19 protein-coding genes are annotated in these 19,904 nt (G+C 71.8%); 15 read left to right on the top strand and 4 right to left on the bottom strand.

What is annotated here, in order from left to right; translation table 11 throughout:
* Positions 1 to 201: 201 nt before the first annotated feature.
* Both ABZX22_RS16940 and thiD read left to right on the top strand, forming a co-directional pair.
* Complete coding sequence (locus tag ABZX22_RS16940) at positions 202 to 1,860, top strand: cellulose binding domain-containing protein (protein WP_354909571.1); 1,659 nt, start codon at positions 202 to 204, stop codon at positions 1,858 to 1,860.
* Between the two features lie 17 nt (positions 1,861 to 1,877).
* Positions 1,878 to 2,666, top strand: coding sequence for a bifunctional hydroxymethylpyrimidine kinase/phosphomethylpyrimidine kinase (gene thiD / locus ABZX22_RS16935; RefSeq protein ID WP_354909569.1), 789 nt, complete (start codon positions 1,878 to 1,880; stop codon positions 2,664 to 2,666).
* 3 nt (positions 2,667 to 2,669) lie between these two features.
* On the opposite strand, the gene ABZX22_RS16930 is transcribed toward thiD, so the two are convergent.
* The 3 genes from ABZX22_RS16930 to rpmB all read right to left on the bottom strand — a co-directional run bounded on the left by ABZX22_RS16930 (position 2,670) and on the right by rpmB (position 3,747).
* Positions 2,670 to 3,101, bottom strand: a complete 432-nt coding sequence (locus tag ABZX22_RS16930) for a hypothetical protein (RefSeq protein WP_354909566.1) — start codon at positions 3,099 to 3,101, stop codon at positions 2,670 to 2,672.
* Entirely contained in the window at positions 3,101 to 3,403 is a 303-nt protein-coding gene (locus tag ABZX22_RS16925) for a hypothetical protein (RefSeq protein ID WP_354909563.1), read from the bottom strand. Before ABZX22_RS16925 ends, ABZX22_RS16930 begins: the two co-directional genes overlap by 1 nt.
* Before the next feature lie 158 nt (positions 3,404 to 3,561).
* A complete protein-coding gene (rpmB, locus tag ABZX22_RS16920) occupies positions 3,562 to 3,747 on the bottom strand; it encodes a 50S ribosomal protein L28 (protein WP_354909561.1) in 186 nt (61 codons plus the stop codon).
* Positions 3,748 to 3,940: 193 nt separating this feature from the next.
* Here rpmB and ABZX22_RS16915 point away from each other — a divergent pair, with 193 nt between their 5' ends.
* From ABZX22_RS16915 to mutM, 8 genes are all read left to right on the top strand, one after another.
* On the top strand, positions 3,941 to 5,497 hold the full coding sequence (locus ABZX22_RS16915) for a DAK2 domain-containing protein (RefSeq protein WP_354909559.1): 1,557 nt from the start codon (positions 3,941 to 3,943) through the stop codon (positions 5,495 to 5,497).
* A gap of 36 nt (positions 5,498 to 5,533) precedes the next feature.
* A complete protein-coding gene (gene recG / locus ABZX22_RS16910; RefSeq protein WP_354909557.1) occupies positions 5,534 to 7,708 on the top strand; it encodes an ATP-dependent DNA helicase RecG in 2,175 nt (724 codons plus the stop codon).
* A gap of 355 nt (positions 7,709 to 8,063) precedes the next feature.
* Entirely contained in the window at positions 8,064 to 8,627 is a 564-nt protein-coding gene (gene rsmD / locus ABZX22_RS16905; protein WP_354909553.1) for a 16S rRNA (guanine(966)-N(2))-methyltransferase RsmD, read from the top strand.
* 14 nt (positions 8,628 to 8,641) lie between these two features.
* A complete protein-coding gene (coaD, locus tag ABZX22_RS16900; protein WP_354909550.1) occupies positions 8,642 to 9,118 on the top strand; it encodes a pantetheine-phosphate adenylyltransferase in 477 nt (158 codons plus the stop codon).
* A gap of 71 nt (positions 9,119 to 9,189) precedes the next feature.
* Positions 9,190 to 9,741, top strand: a complete 552-nt coding sequence (locus tag ABZX22_RS16895) for a YceD family protein (RefSeq protein WP_354910054.1) — start codon at positions 9,190 to 9,192, stop codon at positions 9,739 to 9,741.
* A 1-nt stretch (position 9,742) separates the two neighbouring features.
* Positions 9,743 to 9,922: a 50S ribosomal protein L32 gene (gene rpmF, locus ABZX22_RS16890; protein WP_183656428.1), complete on the top strand. Its 180-nt coding sequence runs from the start codon at positions 9,743 to 9,745 to the stop codon at positions 9,920 to 9,922.
* 292 nt (positions 9,923 to 10,214) lie between these two features.
* Positions 10,215 to 10,898: a ribonuclease III gene (rnc, locus tag ABZX22_RS16885; RefSeq protein WP_354910052.1), complete on the top strand. Its 684-nt coding sequence runs from the start codon at positions 10,215 to 10,217 to the stop codon at positions 10,896 to 10,898.
* Positions 10,899 to 11,726, top strand: coding sequence for a bifunctional DNA-formamidopyrimidine glycosylase/DNA-(apurinic or apyrimidinic site) lyase (gene mutM, locus ABZX22_RS16880; protein WP_354909548.1), 828 nt, complete (start codon positions 10,899 to 10,901; stop codon positions 11,724 to 11,726).
* Here the strand turns inward: mutM and ABZX22_RS16875 are convergent.
* Positions 11,674 to 12,822: an MFS transporter gene (locus ABZX22_RS16875; protein ID WP_354909546.1), complete on the bottom strand. Its 1,149-nt coding sequence runs from the start codon at positions 12,820 to 12,822 to the stop codon at positions 11,674 to 11,676. The two genes, mutM and ABZX22_RS16875, sit on opposite strands and share 53 nt — an antisense overlap.
* Before the next feature lie 80 nt (positions 12,823 to 12,902).
* Here ABZX22_RS16875 and ABZX22_RS16870 point away from each other — a divergent pair, with 80 nt between their 5' ends.
* The 5 genes from ABZX22_RS16870 to ftsY all read left to right on the top strand — a co-directional run bounded on the left by ABZX22_RS16870 (position 12,903) and on the right by ftsY (position 19,535).
* Positions 12,903 to 13,781: a LysR family transcriptional regulator gene (locus tag ABZX22_RS16870; RefSeq protein ID WP_354909544.1), complete on the top strand. Its 879-nt coding sequence runs from the start codon at positions 12,903 to 12,905 to the stop codon at positions 13,779 to 13,781.
* Positions 13,774 to 14,052: an acylphosphatase gene (locus ABZX22_RS16865; protein ID WP_354909542.1), complete on the top strand. Its 279-nt coding sequence runs from the start codon at positions 13,774 to 13,776 to the stop codon at positions 14,050 to 14,052. Before ABZX22_RS16870 ends, ABZX22_RS16865 begins: the two co-directional genes overlap by 8 nt.
* Before the next feature lie 190 nt (positions 14,053 to 14,242).
* Complete coding sequence (locus ABZX22_RS16860; RefSeq protein ID WP_183656443.1) at positions 14,243 to 14,437, top strand: hypothetical protein; 195 nt, start codon at positions 14,243 to 14,245, stop codon at positions 14,435 to 14,437.
* Between the two features lie 177 nt (positions 14,438 to 14,614).
* Positions 14,615 to 18,298 carry a chromosome segregation protein SMC gene (smc, locus tag ABZX22_RS16855; RefSeq protein WP_354909539.1) on the top strand — a complete coding sequence of 1,228 codons (3,684 nt, stop codon included), beginning with the start codon at positions 14,615 to 14,617 and terminating at the stop codon, positions 18,296 to 18,298.
* 64 nt (positions 18,299 to 18,362) lie between these two features.
* Positions 18,363 to 19,535 carry a signal recognition particle-docking protein FtsY gene (gene ftsY / locus ABZX22_RS16850; RefSeq protein ID WP_354909537.1) on the top strand — a complete coding sequence of 391 codons (1,173 nt, stop codon included), beginning with the start codon at positions 18,363 to 18,365 and terminating at the stop codon, positions 19,533 to 19,535.
* Positions 19,536 to 19,904 lie beyond the last annotated feature (369 nt).

The following is a 19,904-nucleotide window of genomic DNA, read 5'->3' as shown; positions in this document are numbered from 1 at the left end:
AAAGTTGTGACAAACGCGTATTAAAGATGTTATTAAGATGGGCGGCCCATGTATCCGGCAGGAAGGGCAAACATGGCCCGCCACGGCACCGGCGAACCAGAGAACGCGTGGAACCAAGGGGGACGCGACTCGGAAGACCCCCGGAAGGCGGACTTTCGCTCCTCCGACGACCCCATCACCACGGGGGCCTTCATGGCGCCCGTGGCCGATCAGGCAGGGTGGCCCGCGCCGCCCGACCAGATCGACCAGCAGTTCCAGGCCGGTCCCTCGACGGGGGAGTGGGCTGTGCCGCCGCAGCAGCCCGACATGCTGGGCCGTCCCGCGACGGAGCCCATGTCGGCCCGTGACGCCTTCGGCGACCCCGTGTCCGCCTTCGGCGGCGGCCCCTCGGGCGCCGGCTCTTCCTTCTTCGGCGACCCCGACCCCGGCCCTGGCCCCGGCTCCGGCGACCGCGGACCTCGCCAGGACTCCTTCTTCGGCGACCCCGGCCCTGGCCAGGACTCCTTCTTCGGCGACCCGGGCCCTGGTCCCGACTCCGGCTTCGGCGAGCGGGCGTACGGCGGTCCGGCGTTCGGTGACGCGGGCCGGGCCGCGCCCGGCCCAGGGGAGCAGGCTCCCGGCGGCCGTGGCCCCGCTGACCCCGCATTCGGCGGCCAGGGCGACGACGCTTTCGGCGGACCCGGGCACGGGGAGACCGCCGTGTTCGGCGACCGCGTCTTCGGCGACCCCGCGTTCGGCGACCCGGTCCCCGGCGGGGCACCGTACGGCGGGCAGGGCTTCGACGACGCCGGAGGTCCCGCCACGGGCCCCACTCCCGTCACCAGCTCGCCGACCGACAGGCTCGTGGCCACCGGCCCGCCGCGGCAGCCCGTGGCCGCGTGGGAGGACGCCGCCGAGCCCAACGAGACGGCCTTCCTCTCCGGCGGCGAGTGGAGCGAGAACGCGGACTGGGAGGACGAGCGGGAGGACCGGTCGTCCCGCGGGCGGCGCGGCAGGCGCCGCCCCGCCGCCGACGCGCGCGAGTCGGGGCAGGGCGGCAGGGGCAAGGTCGCGCTCCTGTCGGTGGCCGCCGTCGCCATCGTGCTCGGCGGCACCGTCGTGGGCGTGCGGATGGTGAGCTCCTCCGGCGAGTCGTCCAAGGCGGGCGCGGGAACGACGAGCCAGTCGGCCTCACCCGTCTCCGAGACCTCCGAAGCCGCCGAGCCCGACCCGAGCGCGGAGGAGAGCGACCCCGCCGCTGAGGAGACCGCAGAGGAGCCCACGGAGGAGCCGACGGACCAGCCGTCGGAGACCAAGGCCGCGGTCCGGCCGCGCCCGTCGGCCTCGACCGCCCCCGAGCGCGAGCCCCGCCGTACCACCTCGCCGCGGCCGTCCAACCGGCCCACCAGGTCCGCCGCGCCCGAGGACCCCGAGCCCTCCGAGGAGCCCACGCCCGCGGCCGAGCCGTCCGACATGCGGGAGGCGAACAACACCGGCCAGCCCGGTGTCCCCGACCCCGTCACCAGCTCCACCTCGGGCACCGGGTCCGGCTCCCAGTCCAGCTCCACCAGCAGCGGCGGCGCGGCCGTCAACGTCAGGTTCGACGTCGTCCGGCAGCGCCTGGCCGGTTACACCGCCGAGGTGCAGGTGGTGAACGACTCGACCAGGTCGCTGAGCGACTGGACCCTCAGCATCCCCGTGGGCGGCCTGGTCTCCGCGGTCCGGGGGGCGCAGTGGGTGCAGGACGGCGGTCTGCTGGTCCTCCAGTCGCGCACCACGCTGACCGCCGGTGAGTCCGTCGAGGTCACGTTCACCGCGACCGGCAGCGGCGACGCCCCGGTCTCCTGCGGTCTGGTCGGCGGGGAGTGCACGGTCGGCTGAGTGGTTGGATGGATGCCATGACCCCTCCCCGCGTACTCACCGTCGCCGGATCCGACTCCGGTGGCGGCGCCGGCATCCAGGCGGACCTCAAGACCATGCTGGCGCTCGGCGTCCATGGCATGAGCGTCATCGCCGCCGTGACCGCGCAGAACTCACTGGGTGTGCAGGGGTACTGGGAGCTGCCGCCCGAGGCGGTGCGCGCCCAGCTCGACTCGGTGCTCAGCGACATCGGCGCGCAGGCGATCAAGACCGGCATGCTGGCGTCGCCGGTCCTCGTCGAGACGGTCTCCGAGGCGCTGGCCGCGGCGGGGGCGCCCGTCGTCGTGGACCCCGTCGGGGTCTCCAAGCACGGCGACCCGCTGCTCGTCCCTGAGGCGATCGACACGATCAAGACGCGGCTGCTGCCGATCGCGACCGTGGTCACCCCGAACCTGTGGGAGGTCGAGCAGCTCACCTCGGTCAAGGTGGAGGACGAGGGCGACCTGCGCCGCGCCGCCGACTCCATCCTCGCGCTCGGTCCCGCGTGGGCCCTCATCAAGGGCGGCCACCTGCCCGGCGAGCCGGTCGACCTGCTGACCGACGGCACGGAGGAGTACCGCTTCAGCGCGCGGCGCCTGGACAACAGGCACACCCACGGCACGGGCTGCACGCTTGCCTCGGCCATCGCCTCCCGGCTGGCGCTCGGCGACGACGTGCCGACCGCGGTCGGCAAGGCCAAGGAGTACGTCACGGGCGCGATCGCCCGCGGCTTCCCCCTGGGCGACGGCATCGGTCCGGTCGACCACGCGTGGATGTGGCGCCAGTAGCGGTCAGATGTCGGTGATGGCGTGGGCCAGCTCGGGGTCGACGCGCACCAGACCGCCCCGATCGGCGGTGACGACCGTGCAGTCGACCCGTTTGCTCACCCGGCTCCTGCCGCACAGGGCGACGTTGACGTCGACGATGTCGTCGTGGCCGCACTCACCGATCTTCTTGCCGATCTCCTTCGCGCGCTGAGGGGTGAGCTCGTCGAGCACCACGCGCGTGGCGGCGGGCGCGTCGGCGAGCTTCACCAGGGCCGCCAGCCTGGAGTGCCGCAGGCCGGTACGGCGCACCTCGGCCAGCGCCATGCGCGGGATCGTGACGACGATCTGGCCTTCGAGGACCTGGCTGAACAGCTCGATCATCCGCTGGTCGCCTCGTTCGAGCTGGATCAGCGCGCCGGAGTCGAGAACGAAGCGCTCCGCCGGCTCCGGTGTCATCACGACTCCTGCCCGTCGGTCGGCAACCTGCCTTCGCGCGCGGCCCTGGCCCGTTCGAGGGCCTCCCGCGTCCAGGCCTTCGCCTCGGGCCCCGGCTCGCCGAACTCCTCCTTCAGGTCGGCGACCAGCATGGCCAGCTGGGCCAGCTGCCGCCGGGAGGCGAGCGTCTCGATGATGAGACCGGAGACCGAGTCGGCGTGACCCTGCTCGACCATGTCCTGCATCCAGGCGTAGAGGTCGCCGGGGAGGGTGACGCCTATCTTCTTGATCATATTGTGGCGGGGGGTTAGCGTGATCGTCACGCGCTGACCATAGAGACCACACTGAGCGTGACGCAAACCGCTCTTCGAGCAGATGTTCGTCCGGGTGTAAGAAACCTCTACCCGCGGTCTAGCTCCCTCCACAGACGCCGAAAGCCCGGCGCTCAAGAGAGCGCCGGGCTTTCCGGAAGTCGTGAAGGTTAGCGGGCGACCTTGCCCGCCTTGATGCACGAGGTGCACACGTTCAGCTTCTTCGGCGTGCCGCCAACGACCGCGCGCACCGTCTGGATGTTGGGGTTCCAACGACGACGGGTGCGACGGTGGGAGTGGGACACGTTGTTACCGAAGGTCGGGCCCTTACGGCAGACATCGCAGACCGAAGCCACGGTATCGCTCCTTTTCAGTCGATAAGCCCAGTCCGCTTGGATCTTTCGGGCGGAGGGCATGCCGGGACAACCGGCCAGCCAGACGAGGATATCCGATCCAGGCCCATGACCGCGAACTCACGCGGCAACACGTGGATGTTGGGGATATTCTCCGCAATAAACGCTAGCGCATCGCGGCCGCGAGGGAGCACACATGGAGGTTCTCGACCCGCCCGCGGTGCGCCGCTGGGTACGGCTGGCCGCCGACGCGCTGGGAACCGCGCGGGCCGACATCGACGCGCTCAACGTCTTCCCGGTCGCCGACGGCGACACCGGCACCAACCTGCACCTCACCATGATCTCGGCGGCCGAGGCGGTCGAGGCGCTGCCGGAGGACGTCGGGGCCGCCGTGGTGTGGCAGACCCTCGCGTACGGCGCGCTGGTCGGGGCCAGGGGCAACTCGGGCGTCATCGTCAGCCAGGCGCTCAGGGGCATGGCCGAGGTGCTGAAGGAGCGCGAGGGCACCGCCGCCGACCTGCGCGGGGCGCTGACCAGGGCGGCGGAGCTGGCCAGGGGCGCGGTGGCCAGACCGGTCGAGGGCACCGTGCTGAGCGTGCTGGAGGCGGTCGCCGCGGACCCGGGCGACGGCGATCTCGACGCGACCGCGCGGCGGGCGGCGGCACAGGCGCGGACGGCGCTGCGCCGTACGCCTGACCAGCTCGACGTGCTGGCCCGCAGCGGAGTGGTCGACGCGGGCGGCGCCGGCGTGGCGATCATCATGGAGGCGCTCGCCGAGGTCGTCACCGACTCCTACACCCAGCGCTACGACGTGCCCGCGCCGACACGGCGCGTGACCCCGATGACCGAGTCGGGCGCAGGCTACGAGGTGATGTACCTGCTCGACGCCGACGACGAGGCGGTCGGCAAGCTGCGCGCCGAGCTCGACGCGCTCGGCGACTCCCTGGTGGTGGTCGGCGGCGACGGGCTGTGGAACGTCCACGTGCACGTCGACGAGGCAGGCCAGGCGATCGAGGCGGCGCTGCGGGTGGGCAGGCCGCACCGCATCAGGGTGACCTACCTGGCCGCGCCCGGCCGTACGCACCGGGCCGCGGGCGGCAGGGGAGTGGTGGCGGTGGCCGCGGGCGCGGGCATCGCGGCCCTGTTCGAGGAGTGCGGCGCCGTCGTCGTACGGCGGGAGCCGGGCTCCAGCCCGTCGCTGCCGGTGATGCTGGCGGCGATCCGCGAATCGGGCAGCGAGGTCGCGGTGCTGCCGAACGACGAGGGCGTGCGGGCGGTCGCCGTCGCGGCGGCGGAGATCGCGCGCGAGGACGGCGTGGTGGTGAGCGTGCTGCCGACCAAGGCGACCGTGCAGGGCCTGGCGGCGCTGGCCGTCCACGATCCGCTGCGCCGCTTCGACGACGACGTGGTGGCCATGACGGACGCGGCCGGCCACACCCGCTACGGCCACCTGACCGTCGCCGACCGGCAGGTGCTCACCAGCGCCGGCCTGTGCAGGCCCGGCGACGTGCTGGGCATGATCGACGGCGACGTGGCCCTCATCGGCGACACGCTGGCCGAGGTCGCCGAGCGGATCGTCGGCAGGATGGTGGCCGGCGGCGGCGAGCTGGTCACGCTCGTCACCGGAGCCGACGCGCCCGAACGGCTCGCCGAGGCGGTGACCGGCTTCCTGACGCGGACCAGACCGGACGTGGAGGTCGCCGTCCACGAGGGCGAGCAGGGCGGTTACCCGTTGCTCATCGGTGTCGAGTGAATATCCTGTCGGTCTCAGGCGGTAGAACTGGTTGACGTGAGTCGATTCGACGAGCCGCTGTCCAAGGCGCTCGATCCCAAGACCGCCAAGCTCCTGGAGAGCGTCCTGGAGCTGGAGACCGTCGGCGACCTGCTGCGCCACTACCCCCGCCGCTATGCCGAGCGGGGCGAGCTCACCTCGCTCGACGCGCTCGAGGTCGACGAGCACGTCACCGTGGTCGGCGAGGTCACCAGGCTGATGCGCAAGCCCATGCGCAACAGGGGCGGCACGTGGCTCGAGGTCGAGGTCGTCGACGGCACCGGCAAGAAGATCTACCTGTCGTTCTTCGGCAAGGGCTCCCACGTGGCCGAGTCGCGGCTGCGGACCGGCCGGCGCGGCATGTTCGCCGGCAAGGTCGGCCTGTTCGGCGCGCGCGGCACCCCGCGCTGGCAGCTCAGCCACCCCGAGTTCGAGCTGTTCGAGGACGAGGCCGAGGCGAGCGCGGAGGAGTTCGCGGCGGCGCCGGTGCCGATCTACCCGGCAGGCAAGGACGTCACCCCGTGGGCGATCCGCAGGGCGGTGGGGGTCGTCCTCGACACCCTGGGCCCGCTCGACGACCCGCTGCCGCTGGAGCTGCGCCGCCGCCACAAGCTGCCGGACCTGGCCGACGCGCTGGAGGCGGTCCACCGGCCGAAGGACTTCGGCGACGTGGTGCGGGCGCAGAAGCGGCTGAAGTTCGACGAGGCGTTCGTCCTGCAGTCCGTCCTGCTGCAGCGCAGGCGGGCGGCGGTCGCCTGGCCGGCCAAGGCGCGCCCGCGGGTGGCGGGCGGCCTGCTCGACTCCTTCGACGAGCGCCTGCCGTTCTCGCTGACCGAGGGGCAGGCGGCGGTCGGCGAGGAGATCGCCGCCGACCTCGCCCAGCCGCACCCGATGCACCGGCTGCTGCAGGGCGAGGTGGGCGCGGGCAAGACGGTGGTGGCGCTGCGCGCGATGCTGCAGGTCGTCGACGGGGGCGGCCAGGCGGTGCTGCTCGCGCCCACCGAGGTGCTGGCCCAGCAGCACCACCGCTCCATCACCGCGATGCTGGGCGACCTGGCCACGGGCGGCATGTTCGGCGGCACCACGGTGGCGCTGCTCACCGGCTCCATGGGCGCGGCCGCGCGCCGCGTCGCCCTCCTCGACGCCGCGTCGGGTACGGCGGGCATCGTCGTCGGCACCCACGCGCTGCTGCAGGAACACGTGCAGTTCGCCGACCTCGGCCTGGTCGTGGTCGACGAGCAGCACAGGTTCGGCGTCGAGCAGCGTGACGCGCTGCGCGAGAAGGTCTCCGGCGGGCGGCCCCACGTGCTGGTCATGACCGCCACGCCGATCCCGCGCACGGTCGCGATGACCGTCTTCGGCGACCTGGAGGTCTCGACGCTCTCGCAGCTCCCGTCGGGCCGCGCGCCGATCACCTCCCACGTCGTCCCCGCCGCCGAGAAACCCCACTACCTGGAGCGCACCTGGGAGCGGGTGCGGGAGGAGGTCGGCCTGGGCCGCCAGGCCTACATCGTGTGCCCGCGCATCGGCGACCTGGAGGGCGACGAGGGCGACCTGGCCGCCTCCGACGACGACAAGCGACCGCCGCTCGCCGTGCTCGAGGTGGCCGAGATGCTCGCCTCAGGGCCGCTCCACGGGCTGCGGGTGGAGGTGCTGCACGGCAAGCTCCCGCCCGAGGAGAAGGACGCGATCATGCGGGCCTTCTCCCGTGGCGAGGTCGACGTGCTGGTGGCGACGACGGTGATCGAGGTGGGCGTCGACGTCCCCAACTCCTCCGTCATGATCATCATGGACGCCGACCGGTTCGGCGTCTCCCAGCTCCACCAGCTCAGAGGGCGGGTCGGCCGGGGCGGGCTGCCGGGGCTGTGCCTGCTGGTGACGGAGTTCGCGACGGGCACGCCGGCCCGCGAGCGCCTCGACGCGGTGGCCGCCACGCTCGACGGGTTCGAGCTGTCGCGTGTCGACCTGGAGCAGCGGCGCGAGGGCGACGTGCTGGGGGCCGCGCAGTCGGGCAAGCGCTCGTCGCTGAAGATGCTGCAGCTGCTGCGCGACGAGGAGGTGATCGTCGCCGCCCGTCAGGAGGCGGCGGCCCTGCTGGAGGCAGACCCCTCGCTGTCGGCGCACCAGGGGCTCCGGGCGGAGATCGAGCGTCTCCTGGGCGACGAGAAGGCCGACTTCCTGGAGAAGACCTGATCGGCGGCTCGGGGCGCGCCGGTGAGTTGGAGTGGCGTGAAGGACGGACGGCCACCCGTGACGGCGGTGGCCGAGACTCGGCTTCGCCGTACACGATGACCATGAAAACGCCCAGCGCCGGGGACGGCCTCCCCCCGAATGCCGTCCCCGGCTGGGCCCACCCTCGGGTCAGGTGCCGAGGGAACCGGCGTGCGGAAGGGCTCACGATCACGCCGGTCGACCTTCATGTGGGTCACCTCGAAGGTCGCAGTCATCATCATGCTGGCCGTCACGGGGCGTGGCTACGACCCTTGCGCAGTCGAGGCAGACACTTGTCCACTCTTGACCTGCACGGACATGCGGAAGAATGGGCGGCATGACGCGGATCATCGCGGGAAGCGCGGGTGGCAGGCGGTTGGCCGTGCCGCAGGGCAGGACGACGCGGCCTACCAGTGACAGGGCGAGAGAAGGGATTTTCTCGACCCTCGACGCGCTGCACGGGCTGGAGGGCGCGCGGGTGATCGACCTGTACGCCGGTTCGGGCGCGGTCGGGCTCGAGGCGCTGTCGAGGGGCGCGGCCCACGCGCTGCTGGTCGAGGCCGATCCGAGGGCGGTCAGGACGATCAAGGCGAACGTCAGGGACCTGGGTTTCGAGGCGGCGAGCGTGGTGGCCGACAAGGTGGAGCGGCTGCTGGCCAGGCCGGGCGAGCCGTACGACATCGTCTTCGCCGATCCGCCCTACGCCGTCACCGGCGAGGAGGTGACGAGGGTCCTGGAGTCGCTGCGCGACAACGGGTGGCTCGCGCCGGGCGCGCTGGTCGCGGTGGAACGCGAGAGCAGGGGAAAAGACCTGGTGTGGCCCCCGGGCTACGAGGAGGAGAGGGTCCGTCGATACGGCGAAGCGGCCGTTTGGTACGGTCGCGCCGCCGGGAACCCGTAAACGTGGGAGGCGATGTGCGCCGCGTAGTGTGCCCGGGGTCGTTCGACCCCATCACCAACGGACACCTCGACATCATCAGCCGGGCCGCCCGGCTGTACGACGAGGTGACGGTCGCCGTTCTGATCAACATCGAGAAGAAGAGCCTGTTCACCGTGGAGGAGCGCATCGACATCCTCCAGACGGTGACCAAGGAGTATCCCAACGTCAGGGTCGAGAAGTTCCACGGCCTGCTCGTCGACTTCTGCCGCCAGAACGACATCCCCGCCATCGTCAAGGGCATCCGCGTGGTCAGCGACTTCGACTACGAACTGCAGATGGCGCAGCTCAACTACCGGCTGTCCGGCGTGGAGACGCTCTTCATGCCGACGAACCCGGAATACTCGTTCCTGTCGTCGTCGCGAGTGAAGGAGATCGCCCGCTACGGCGGCGATGTCTCGGGGCTCGTCCCGGATCTCGTGCACAAGCTCTTGATCGAACGGCTCAGGGGCTGACCGGCGCCTGGTATCGTTTCTATCTGGCCTTGTACGACGGCGACGGTTTCGCCATGCCTAGCGAGAGCAGGATGACTCAGCACCTCGACCCCCGCGCCCCGTGGGTGATCTCCACTCATGACCTGGGCAGGCGGCCGGGTTCGATGCGGCGGATGACCCTGTCCCTCCCGGCACCGGCGAATCTCGGCGTCGACATGATCGGTGTCCCCAAGGACGCCGAAGTCGAGCTGGACATCCGGCTTGAAGCAGTGATGGAAGGCGTGCTCGTCACGGGTTCCGCACGCGCGCCCCTCGCGGGGGAGTGCGTACGGTGCCTCGACCCGCTCTCTTCGGAGATCGAGGTCGGCGTGCAGGAGCTGTTCTTCTACACCGACGAGGACGCCTCGGAGGAGGACTCACTGCTTGACGGTGACCTTCTCGACCTCGAACCGACGTTCCGCGACGCGGTGGTGCTCGCACTGCCGCTCAGCCCGGTCTGCGGTGAAGACTGCCAGGGGTTGTGCGTGGAGTGCGGGGTCAAGCTGGCCGAGGTCGGCGCTGACCACGGGCACGAGAAGATCGACGCTCGCTGGGCGTCGTTGCAAGGTCTGTTTTCCGAGAACGATAACGATCAGGAGAAGTGACGTGGCCGTCCCGAAGCGGAAGATGTCGCGGAGCAACACCCGCTCCCGCCGCGCCCAGTGGAAGACGTCTGCTGTCGCGCTGGTGAGCTGCCCGCAGTGCCGTTCGCCCAAGCAGCCGCACATCGCGTGCCCGACCTGCGGCACCTACAACCGCCGTCAGGTCATCGAGCCGTCCGCCTGATCGCACATTCCAGCAAGGAGCACGGCGCGGTCGTGCTTCTTCACGGCTGTTGACGGAGTGCCGACCGGATGCGAAAGCGCCCGGTCGGCGTCACCGTCTCAGGTGCGTGCGGCGGCGGTTCGCCCGCGGCCGTGGTGGACGCCGGGGCAGTGCCCCCGACGCCCACCACGTTTTCGGGCATCTCTCAGTTCCCTCGCCCACGCGTTCAGGAGAGATGCTCTGAGGAGGAGAGAACGTGGGCACAGGTCCCAAGCCAGTTGCCGTCGAAGTCGCGCGAGACGAGCTTGAGCGGGTGCTGTCCGTCAGGCTCGACCCCGACATCCTGGAGCGGGCGCTGACGCACCGCTCGTACGCCTACGAGAACGGCGGCCTGCCCACCAACGAGCGCCTGGAGTTCCTCGGCGACTCGGTGCTGGGCCTGGTCGTCACCGACACCCTCTACCGCAACCACCCCGACCTGCCCGAGGGCCAGCTGGCCAAGCTCAGGGCGGCGGTGGTCAACATGCGGGCGCTGGCGGACGTGGCCCGCCAGCTCGGTCTGGGCAAGTTCCTGCGCCTGGGCAGGGGCGAGGAGGGCACCGGGGGCCGCGACAAGTCGTCGATCCTCGCCGACACCCTCGAGGCGCTGATCGGCGCCATCTACGTCGACCTCGGTCTCGACGAGGCGTTCAGGGTCGTCCACCTGCTGTTCGACCCGCTCATCACGCGCTCGGCCTCGCTCGGGGCGGGCCTCGACTGGAAGACCTCGCTGCAGGAGCTCACCGCCTCCGAGGCGCTGGGCGTGCCCGAGTACCACGTCGAGGAGAGCGGTCCCGACCACGCCAAGTCCTTCACCGCCGAGGTGCGGGTCGGTGGCGAGTCCTACGGCTCGGGCAAGGGCCGCAGCAAGAAGGAGGCCGAGCAGCAGGCGGCCGAGGCCGCGTGGACCCGCATCAGGGCGCGCCGGGACCAGCGCGAGAGCCAGCCGGCGGGCTAGATGCCGGAACTGCCCGAGGTAGAAGTCGTCCGCCGGGGCCTGGCCACCTGGGTCGCCGGGCGGACGATCGCAGCCAGCGACGTGCTGCACCCCCGGGCGGTGCGCCGGCAGGCGGGCGTCTTCGACGTCGCCGACCGCGTGATCGTCTCCGCCGAACGGCGCGGCAAGTACCTGTGGCTGCCGCTCGACGGCGACGAGGCGATCCTGGCCCATCTCGGCATGAGCGGCCAGCTGCTGGTGGTCGCGCCGGACACCGCGCCGGAGAAGCATCTCAGGGTGCGGCTGTCGTTCGCCGACGGCGGCAACGACCTGCGCTTCGTCGACCAGCGGACCTTCGGCCACGTGATGCTCACCTCGCTGGCCGGCGGCGTGCCTGAGCCCATCGCGCACATCGCGCCCGACCCGTTCGAGCCGGCCTTCGACGAGGAGCTGTTCACCCGCCGGCTCCGGGCCAGACGCACCGAGATCAAGCGGGCGCTGCTCGACCAGTCGCTGATCAGCGGCGTCGGCAACATCTACGCCGACGAGGCGCTCTGGCTGGCCCGGCTGCACTGGGCGCGTCCCACGGAGACGCTCTCGAAAGCCAAGATCGCCGAGCTGCTCGCGGCGGTGCGCCAGGTGATGAGCGCCGCCCTGCTGCAGGGCGGCACCTCGTTCGACAGCCTCTACGTCAACGTCAACGGGGAGAGCGGCTACTTCGACCGCTCGCTCGAGGCCTACGGCAGGCGTGACCTGCCCTGCTCGCGGTGCGGCACGCCGATCAGGCGCGATGCGTTCATGAATCGGTCGTCCTTCTCCTGCCCCAGATGCCAGCGTAAGCCGCGGTGAGCAGGGCGAGCGCGGCCCCGAACGCCATGGCCGCGCTCGGCGACGCGGCGTCCACGAGCCGGCCGCCGAGCAGCGCGCCCAGCGCGATGGCCGCGTTGAAGATCGACGACAGCATGGCCATGCCCGCCTCGCCGCCGTCCGCCCTGATGACCCAGAGCTGGCCGGTCACCGAGACGCCGCCGTAGGACAGGCCCCACAGCAGGATCATCAGGGCGCCCGCGAGCGGCAGCCCGGCCGTCGAGACCGCGATGAGGGCGGCGAGCGCCACCATGACCTCTCGCGGGCGGCGGGCCGCCTGGTTGCCGGCGCCGGCGTTGCCGATGACGCCGGCGATGCCGTACGCGAGGAGCAGGCCGCTGATCAGCGCGGGGCCGGCGCCCGAGACCTGCTCGAGGAACGGGCGGATGTAGGTGTAGGCGGCGAAGTGGCCGGTCACCACGAGCGCGGTGGCGACCAGGACGGTCCTGAGGGCGGGGTCGCGCCAGACGCCGGCGAGTTCGGCGGGCCGTACGGCGCGGGTGGGCAGCAGCGGCGGCAGCAGCAGGACGAGCGCGGCCAGGACCGCGACGGCGAGCACCGCCACCGCCACGAACGCCGCCCGCCACCCCGCCCACGAGAGGATCAGGGTGCCCGCGGGCACGCCGAGCACCGAGGCCACGGCGACACCACCGGCGATCATGGCGGCGGCCCTGCCGACGTGCCGCTCGGGCACCAGCCGTCCGGCCAGGCCGGCGGCGAACGCCCAGAACCCCCCGATGCTCACCCCGACCAGCACCCTGGCGGCCAGCATCACCGGGTAGGCGGGTGCCACGGCGGCCAGCAGGTTCGCGCCCACGAGCAGGGCCATGAGCGCGACCAGCACCACGCGCCGGTCGAGCCGGCCGGCCACCACGGTCAGCAGGGGCGCCGAGAGCGCGGCCACGATGCCCGGCGCCGTCATGGTCAGCCCCGCCGTGCCGGCGGAGACGCCGAGGGTCGCGGCCATGGGCGTCAGCAGGCCGACGGGCAACATCTCGCTGGTCACGATGGTGAAGGTGCCCGCCGCCACGGCGGACACGGCGAGCCAGGGCACCCTGGCGGTGTCGATCGTCGTCATGGTCACAGCCTTCGGGGGCCGGGGGTGCGGGAACAATGACGAGGATCGAACCCTTGGTTTAGTCAGGCTAAGGAGTCGTGATGGAGTTCAGGGAACTGGAGTGCTTCGTCGTGCTCAGCGAGGAACTGCACTTCGCCAGGGCCGCCGAACGCCTCTACCTGTCGCCCGGCCGGGTCAGCCAGCTCGTACGGGCGCTGGAGACGCGTATCGGGGCGCGGCTGTTCGACCGCACCAGCAGGCGGGTACGGCTGACGCCGCTGGGCGAGCGCTTCCTGGCCGACCTGCGCCCGGCCTATGACGGCCTGGCGATCGCGGTCGGCAGGGCCAGGTCGGCCGCTCGCCGGGTCGAGGGTGTGCTGCGGGTGGGTTTCCTGGGCACCCCCACGGACGTCGTCACCGGCACGGTCAGGGAGTTCGAGCGGCGCCATCCCGCCTGTGCGGTGGAGCTGGTCGAGGTGCCGATGGCCGACCCGTTCGGCAAGCTGCGTGAGGGCAGGGTGGATCTGAGTTTCACGCTGCTGCCCGTGGACGAGCCCGACCTGGTGACGGGGACGGGGCTGAACAAGGTCCCGCTGAAGGTGGCGCTCTCGCCGCGCCACCCGCTGGCGGGCCGGGCGCGCATCGGGGCGGAGGAGCTGGCCGAGCTGCCGCTCGTGGGTCTCGACGGCCCCGCGCCGCGCCGGTGGCGCGAGCTGACCGCGCCTGCGACGACGCCGCTCGGCCGTCCGATCCCCTCGGCGGGTACGGTCTCCACGAGCCAGGAAGGGCTCACGCTGGTCGCGCTGAACAGGGGTGCCATGCTGTTCTGCACCCCGACCGCGGCCTACCACGGGCGCGACGACATCACGTTCGTGCCGGTCGAGGGGTTGCCCGACTCGGTGCTCGGCCTGGTCTGGCGCAAGGAGGGGGAGACGGCGTCGGTGCGCGCCTTCCAGCAGGCAGGAGTGGGTCATGAGTGAGAACGTACGGTTGACCGCGTGGGTGCGGGGCCATGTGCAGGGTGTGGGGTTCCGCTGGTGGACCAGGGCGCGGGCGCTGGAGCTGGGGCTGGTCGGCTGGGCCCGTAACACCCCGGACGGCCGGGTGGAAGTGGTGGCCGAGGGGTCCAGGGAGGCGGGCGTCAAGCTGGTCGAGCTGCTCAAGGGTTGCGACACCCCGGGCAGAGTCGATGGAGTTGTGGAGCGCTGGAGTGAAGCACGAGGTAGTTTGAGTGGGTTTGTGGAACGGTAGGCCTTTCGTCAAACGCTCCAAATAGGGTATATTTGTATGTCGGGAGTGCCCATCGGAAGGGACATGCGGTGCGTTCGACTTGACCGCCCACACTGCCGATGCGACTCTTGTTAGGTACCACGCGCACCCCTCCCGCAGAACAACAAGTGCGCGAACCAATCTGGTCACTCAGCGTGGAGGACCCTTTACCATGGCGAAGGCTCTACTCGGCCACGTCGGCGGTCCTGATCCTCGGATGGTCTCGGAGATGCGGCGGTTGCAGCAGCGGATCCGTGACCTGGAGGCAGAACTCACCCGGCTCCAGGCACAAAACGACGCTCTTGCGGCGCAGACTCGTGACGAGGCATTCAGCCGTCTGCAGGAGCGCGAGCCGGCTCTCACCTGAGAGATCGGGAGCGCCACATCAGGGACGTCTCGGAGAGACGTCCCTTGCTATTTTCTCCGCCGCCTTTTCTTGGCGGCGTTTTTACTGCCCGTCCCGTGTGGAACGCGCGGTGACCAGCGGCCGGGTCCGCGGCCCAGTAGGCTTTCCCGAAGTCGTTTCAGGGGAGGGCAGCGTTCGGTGTATCTGAAGACCCTCACGCTGCGCGGCTTCAAGTCCTTCGCCTCGGCCACCGTCCTCCGCCTCGAACCCGGCATCACCTGCGTGGTCGGCCCCAACGGCTCGGGCAAGTCCAACGTCGTCGACGCCCTCGCCTGGGTCATGGGCGAGCACAGCGCCAAGTCGCTGCGCGGCGGCAAGATGGAGGACGTCATCTTCGCCGGCACCTCCAGCCGCCCGCCGCTGGGCCGGGCCGAGGTGACGCTGACGATCGACAACAGCGACGGCGCGCTCCCGATCGACTACACCGAGGTCACGATCAGCCGCCTGATGTTCAGGTCGGGCCAGAGCGAGTACGCGATCAACGGCGACACCTGCCGGCTGCTCGACATCCAGGAGCTGCTGTCCGACTCGGGCATCGGCCGCGAGATGCACGTCATCGTGGGCCAGGGGCAGCTCGACGCGGTTCTCCATGCGGGTCCCGAGGACCGGCGGGCCTTCATCGAGGAGGCCGCCGGCGTTCTCAAGCACCGCAAGCGCAAGGAGAAGGCGCTGCGGAAGCTCGACGCGATGCAGGCCAACCTCACCCGCGCCCAGGACCTGGCCACGGAGCTGCGCCGCCAGCTCAAGCCGCTCGGACGGCAGGCCGAGATCGCCCGCAAGGCCGCCGTGATCCAGGCGGACCTGCGCGACGCGCGGCTGCGCCTGCTGGCCGACGACGTGTGCATCCTGCGCGAGACCCTCGAAAGGGAGGCGGCCGACGAGGCGGCGATCCTGGCGCGCAGGGCCCAGGTGGAGACCGAGCTGGCCGAGGGGCAGCGGCGGGAGGAGGCGCTGGAGGCGGCCGAGGCCGAGGCGCAGCCCAGGCTCACCGCCGCCCAGGAGACCTTCTTCCGCCTCGCGTCGCTGCGCGAACGCTTCACCGGTCTGGAGCACCTGGCGGCCGAGCGCCACCGGCACGCCCTCGACGCCGCCTCGATCGAGCGGCGCGGCCGCGACCCCGAGGAGCTGGAGCGGGAGGCGGCCGAGGTCCGCGAGCAGGAGCTGGAGCTGGCCGCGGCGCTGGAGCAGGCCCAGGAGCTGCTGGAGGCGGCCGTGGGCAGGCGCGAGGAGGCCGAGGCCGCGCTGAAGGCGGAGGAGCAGCGCCTGGCGATGGCCGCCAGGGCGGCGGCCGACCGGCGCGAAGGGCTGGCCAGGCTGCGCGGGCGGGTCGACTCCGCGCGCAGCAGGGCCCGCGCCGCCGAGGACGAGATCGGCAGGCTGAGCAGGGCGGTCGCGGAGGCCGACGAGCGGGCCGCCCGCGCCCGCGAGGAGCTGCAGGCCCAGGAGGCCGAGGAGCCCGCCGTCGATCCGGCGCTCACCGAGGAGCTGCTGACGGCCCAGGCGGCCGTCGAGGAGGCCGCATCGGCGGCCGACGCCGCGCGCGAGGCCGTCGAGCGGGCCAAGGAGGCGCTGGCCGCGCCGCGCGCGGAGCTGCAGGCCGCCAAGGCCGCGGCCGCCGCGGCACGCGGCGCCGACCAGGAGGCGCAGCGGTCCGTCGCGGCGCTCCAGGCCCGTCGCGAGGCGCTGGAGCTGGGCCTGGCCAAGGGCGCCGACGGCGGGGCCGCGCTGGTGGCGGCCGGCCTGCCGGGAGTGCTCGGGCCGCTGGCCGCCACGATGACGGTCACGCCAGGCTTCGAGGTGGCCGTCGCGGCCGCCCTCGGGCAGGTGGCCGAGGCGGTCGCCGTCGAGTCGCTCGGCGCGGCGGTGGAGTCGCTGGAGCACCTGCGGGCCAAGGACGCGGGACAGGCGACGTTGCTGGTGGCGGCCCCTGACGGGCTCGCGGGTCCGGCGGGCGGGCGGGCCGTCCTGCCGGACGCGGGCCGGTGGGCGGCCGAGCTGGTCGGTGTGCCCGAGCAGCTGCGGGCGGCGGTCGACCATCTGCTGGCGGACGTCGCGGTCGTGACCGACCTCGAGGCGGCCCGCCTCCTCGTCGAGCGGCACCCGGCGGTGCGGGCCGTCACGCGGGGCGGCGACGTCGTCGGCGCCCACCTGGCCAGCGGCGGATCCGAGGGCGGCACCTCCGTCCTGCAGGTGCGGGCCGCGCTCGACGACGCCGTCGCCGACCTGGAGGAGGCGAGGGAGCGCGCCGAGCGCACGGCGGTCGACCTGGAGGCGGCAGCGGCCGGCGAGCTGGCCGCGCAGGCCGCGCTGGAGGCCGCGCAGTCCCACGTCAACGAGGCGCAGAGCGCCGCCGGGAGCGCGCAGGCCGGGGTGAGCGCCGCGCAGAGCGCGCTCGACCGGGTCAGGGCCCGCCAGCGCGAGGCCGACCAGGCCGGCGCGGCGGCGGCCAGGCGGCTGGCCCAGCTGGGCGCCGCGGCCACGGCGGCGGCCGAGGAGTCCGAGCGCCTGGCGGCCGGCGTGCGCGCGGCGCAGGAGGCGCGCGAGGAGGGGCTGGCCGAGCTGTCGGAGCTGGAGATCGAGCTCGCCGAGGCCGAGTACGCCCAGGAGCTGGAGACCGAGCCGACCACCGAGGTGCGCGACGAGCTGGCCACCGCCTGCCAGCTGGACAGACAGGCCGAGATGGAGACCCGGCTGCAGGTCCGTACGGCCGAGGAGCGGGTCAAGGGCATCGCGGGCCGGGCCGACGGGCTGCTGCGGGCCGCCCAGCGCGAGCGCCAGGAGCGGCTGACGGCCGCCGCGCAGCGGGAGCGGCGCAGGCGGCAGGCGGCGGTCGCCGACTCGGTGGTGCGCGGCGCCAAGCAGGTGCTGCGGGCCCTGGCGGCCTCGATCGAGCTGGCCGCGCGGGAGCGCGACGAGGCCGACCTGGCGCGGGTGGCCGTCGACGCCGAGCTCAAGCAGGTACGGCTGCGCGTCAGGGAGCTCGGCCAGGAGCTCGACAAGCTGGTCAACAGGGTGCACGGCAGCGAGATGGCCCGCACCGAGCAGCGGATGCGGCTCGAGCAGATGGAGGAGCGGGCGCTGGAGGAGTTCGGCATCTCCTCCGAGGCGCTGATCGCCGAGTACGGCCCCGCCGCCCTCGTCCCCGGCGACCCGCCCGTTCCCTACGTGCGCGAGGAGCAGGAGAAGCGGATGAAGGCCGCCGAGCGGCAGATGAACCAGCTCGGCAAGGTCAACCCGCTGGCGCTGGAGGAGTTCGCGGCGCTGGAGGAGCGCCACGCGTTCCTGACCTCCCAGCTCGAGGACCTCAAGAAGACGCGGCGCGAGCTGATGACCGTCGTGCAGGAGGTCGACAACAGGGTGGAGCAGATGTTCGCCTCCGCCTACGAGGACGTGGCCAGGGAGTTCGAGCAGATCTTCACCCGCGTCTTCCCCGGCGGGGAGGGGCGGCTGATCCTGACCGATCCCAGCGACATGCTGACCACGGGCATCGAGGTGGAGGCCAGGCCGCCGGGCAAGAAGGTCAAGCGGCTGTCGCTGCTGTCGGGCGGCGAGCGGTCGCTGACGGCGGTCGCGTTCCTGGTCTCCATCTTCAAGGCGCGGCCGTCGCCCTTCTACGTGATGGACGAGGTCGAGGCGGCGCTCGACGACACCAACACGCAACGCCTGCTGACGCTGTTCGAGGAGCTGAGGGAGAATTCCCAGCTGATCGTCATCACGCACAACAAGCGGACGATGGAGATCGCCGACGCCCTGTACGGCGTGTCGATGCGCGGCGACGGCGTCACCCAGGTGGTCTCTCAGCGTCTGAGGGAGAACGTCTGATTTTGTACAGCACGTGGCATTGCGGGGCGTGACCATCCCGGACGATCTGGAAAACTGAGTTGCTGTGAGTGAATACCTCGGCATCATCGTGATCGTGATCGCCGTCGCCGTTCTGGCGGTCGGCGGCATGTTCTTCCTGTACAGACCGGGGCGTAAGGCCGTGCCTCCGCCGGTCGAGGCGCCCGAGGTCAAGCCTGCCCCCGAGCCGGAGGCCGAGCGGGCGCAGCCCGAGGAGGAAGGCGCCACGACCACGGTGCCGCCTCCGGTCAAGCCGGCTGAGCCGCTCATCAAGAAGCCCGAGGTGGAGATCCCTCCACCGTCCGCGGGCCGGATGGTACGGCTGCGCTCACGCCTCGCCCGTTCGCAGAGCGTCCTGGGCAAGAGCCTGCTGGAGCTGCTCTCCCGCGACAGGCTCGACGACGAGGTATGGGACGAGATCGAGGAGAGCCTCATCACCGCCGACGTCGGCATCGCGCCGACCCAGGTGATGGTGGAGGAGCTGCGCACCAAGGTCAAGGTCCTGGGCACCCGCACCCCGGAGGAGGTGCGCGGGCTGCTGCGCGAGGAGCTGCTCAAGCAGATCGACCCCGAGCTCGACCGGACCCTCCGGGTGGGCAAGCACGGTGAGCGCCCGGCGGTCGCGCTGGTCGTCGGCGTCAACGGCACCGGCAAGACCACCACGACGGGCAAGCTGGCCCGCGTCCTGGTCGGTGACGGCAAGAAGGTCGTGCTCGGCGCGGCCGACACCTTCCGCGCCGCGGCGGCCGACCAGCTGCAGACCTGGGGCGAGCGGGTCGGCGCCGAGGTGGTGCGCGGCCCCGAGGGCGGCGACCCGGCCTCGGTGGCCTTCGACGCGGTCTCCAAGGGCATCGGCGACAAGGCGGACGTGGTCATCGTCGACACCGCGGGCCGCCTGCACACCAAGACGGGCCTGATGGACGAGCTCGGCAAGGTCAAGCGGGTCATCGAGAAGAAGGCCACGGTCGACGAGGTGCTGCTGGTCCTCGACGCCACCACGGGCCAGAACGGCATGCGGCAGGCGCAGGTCTTCGCCGAGGTGGTCAACATCACCGGCATCGCGCTGACCAAGCTCGACGGCACGGCCAAGGGCGGCATCATCATCGCGGTGCAGCGCGAGCTGGGCGTGCCGGTGAAGCTGGTGGGCCTGGGCGAGGGCCCGGACGACCTGGCGCCGTTCGACCCCGAGGTGTTCGTCGACGCGATCCTGGGCGACTGACGTTCAAACATGTTTTCGGCTGCCCCGTGCCCCGGCACGGGGCATGTCCGTTTAAGTAAGGAAATGTCCCTTATCGGACATTCTCTTGATCTCGATGATCAGCCGTGTTCACATGAGTCGGTCAATACGAGATCGCGGACGGCTGCGCGAACGTCCGCGGTCTCTTCGTGGGGTCCGACGAAGAAGGTGGACATGAAGAAGGTTGTCGTGTACAAGAGCGGCTCCGTCAAGCCGGTAGGCTCCGCCGCTCCGCGGCACAAGGGCTGATCGGCGGGTGGCCGGCGCGCACATCTCGCGCGCGATCACCAAGCTGGGCGTCAGGGACAGGGTCCAGCTGGTCATCCTCGCCTACGAGAACGATCTGCGGTC

The sequence above is a fragment of the Nonomuraea sp. NPDC003804 genome (genome assembly GCF_040610675.1).
GTDB lineage: Bacteria > Actinomycetota > Actinomycetes > Streptosporangiales > Streptosporangiaceae > Nonomuraea.
This window is presented reverse-complemented; position numbering and strand designations above follow the sequence as displayed.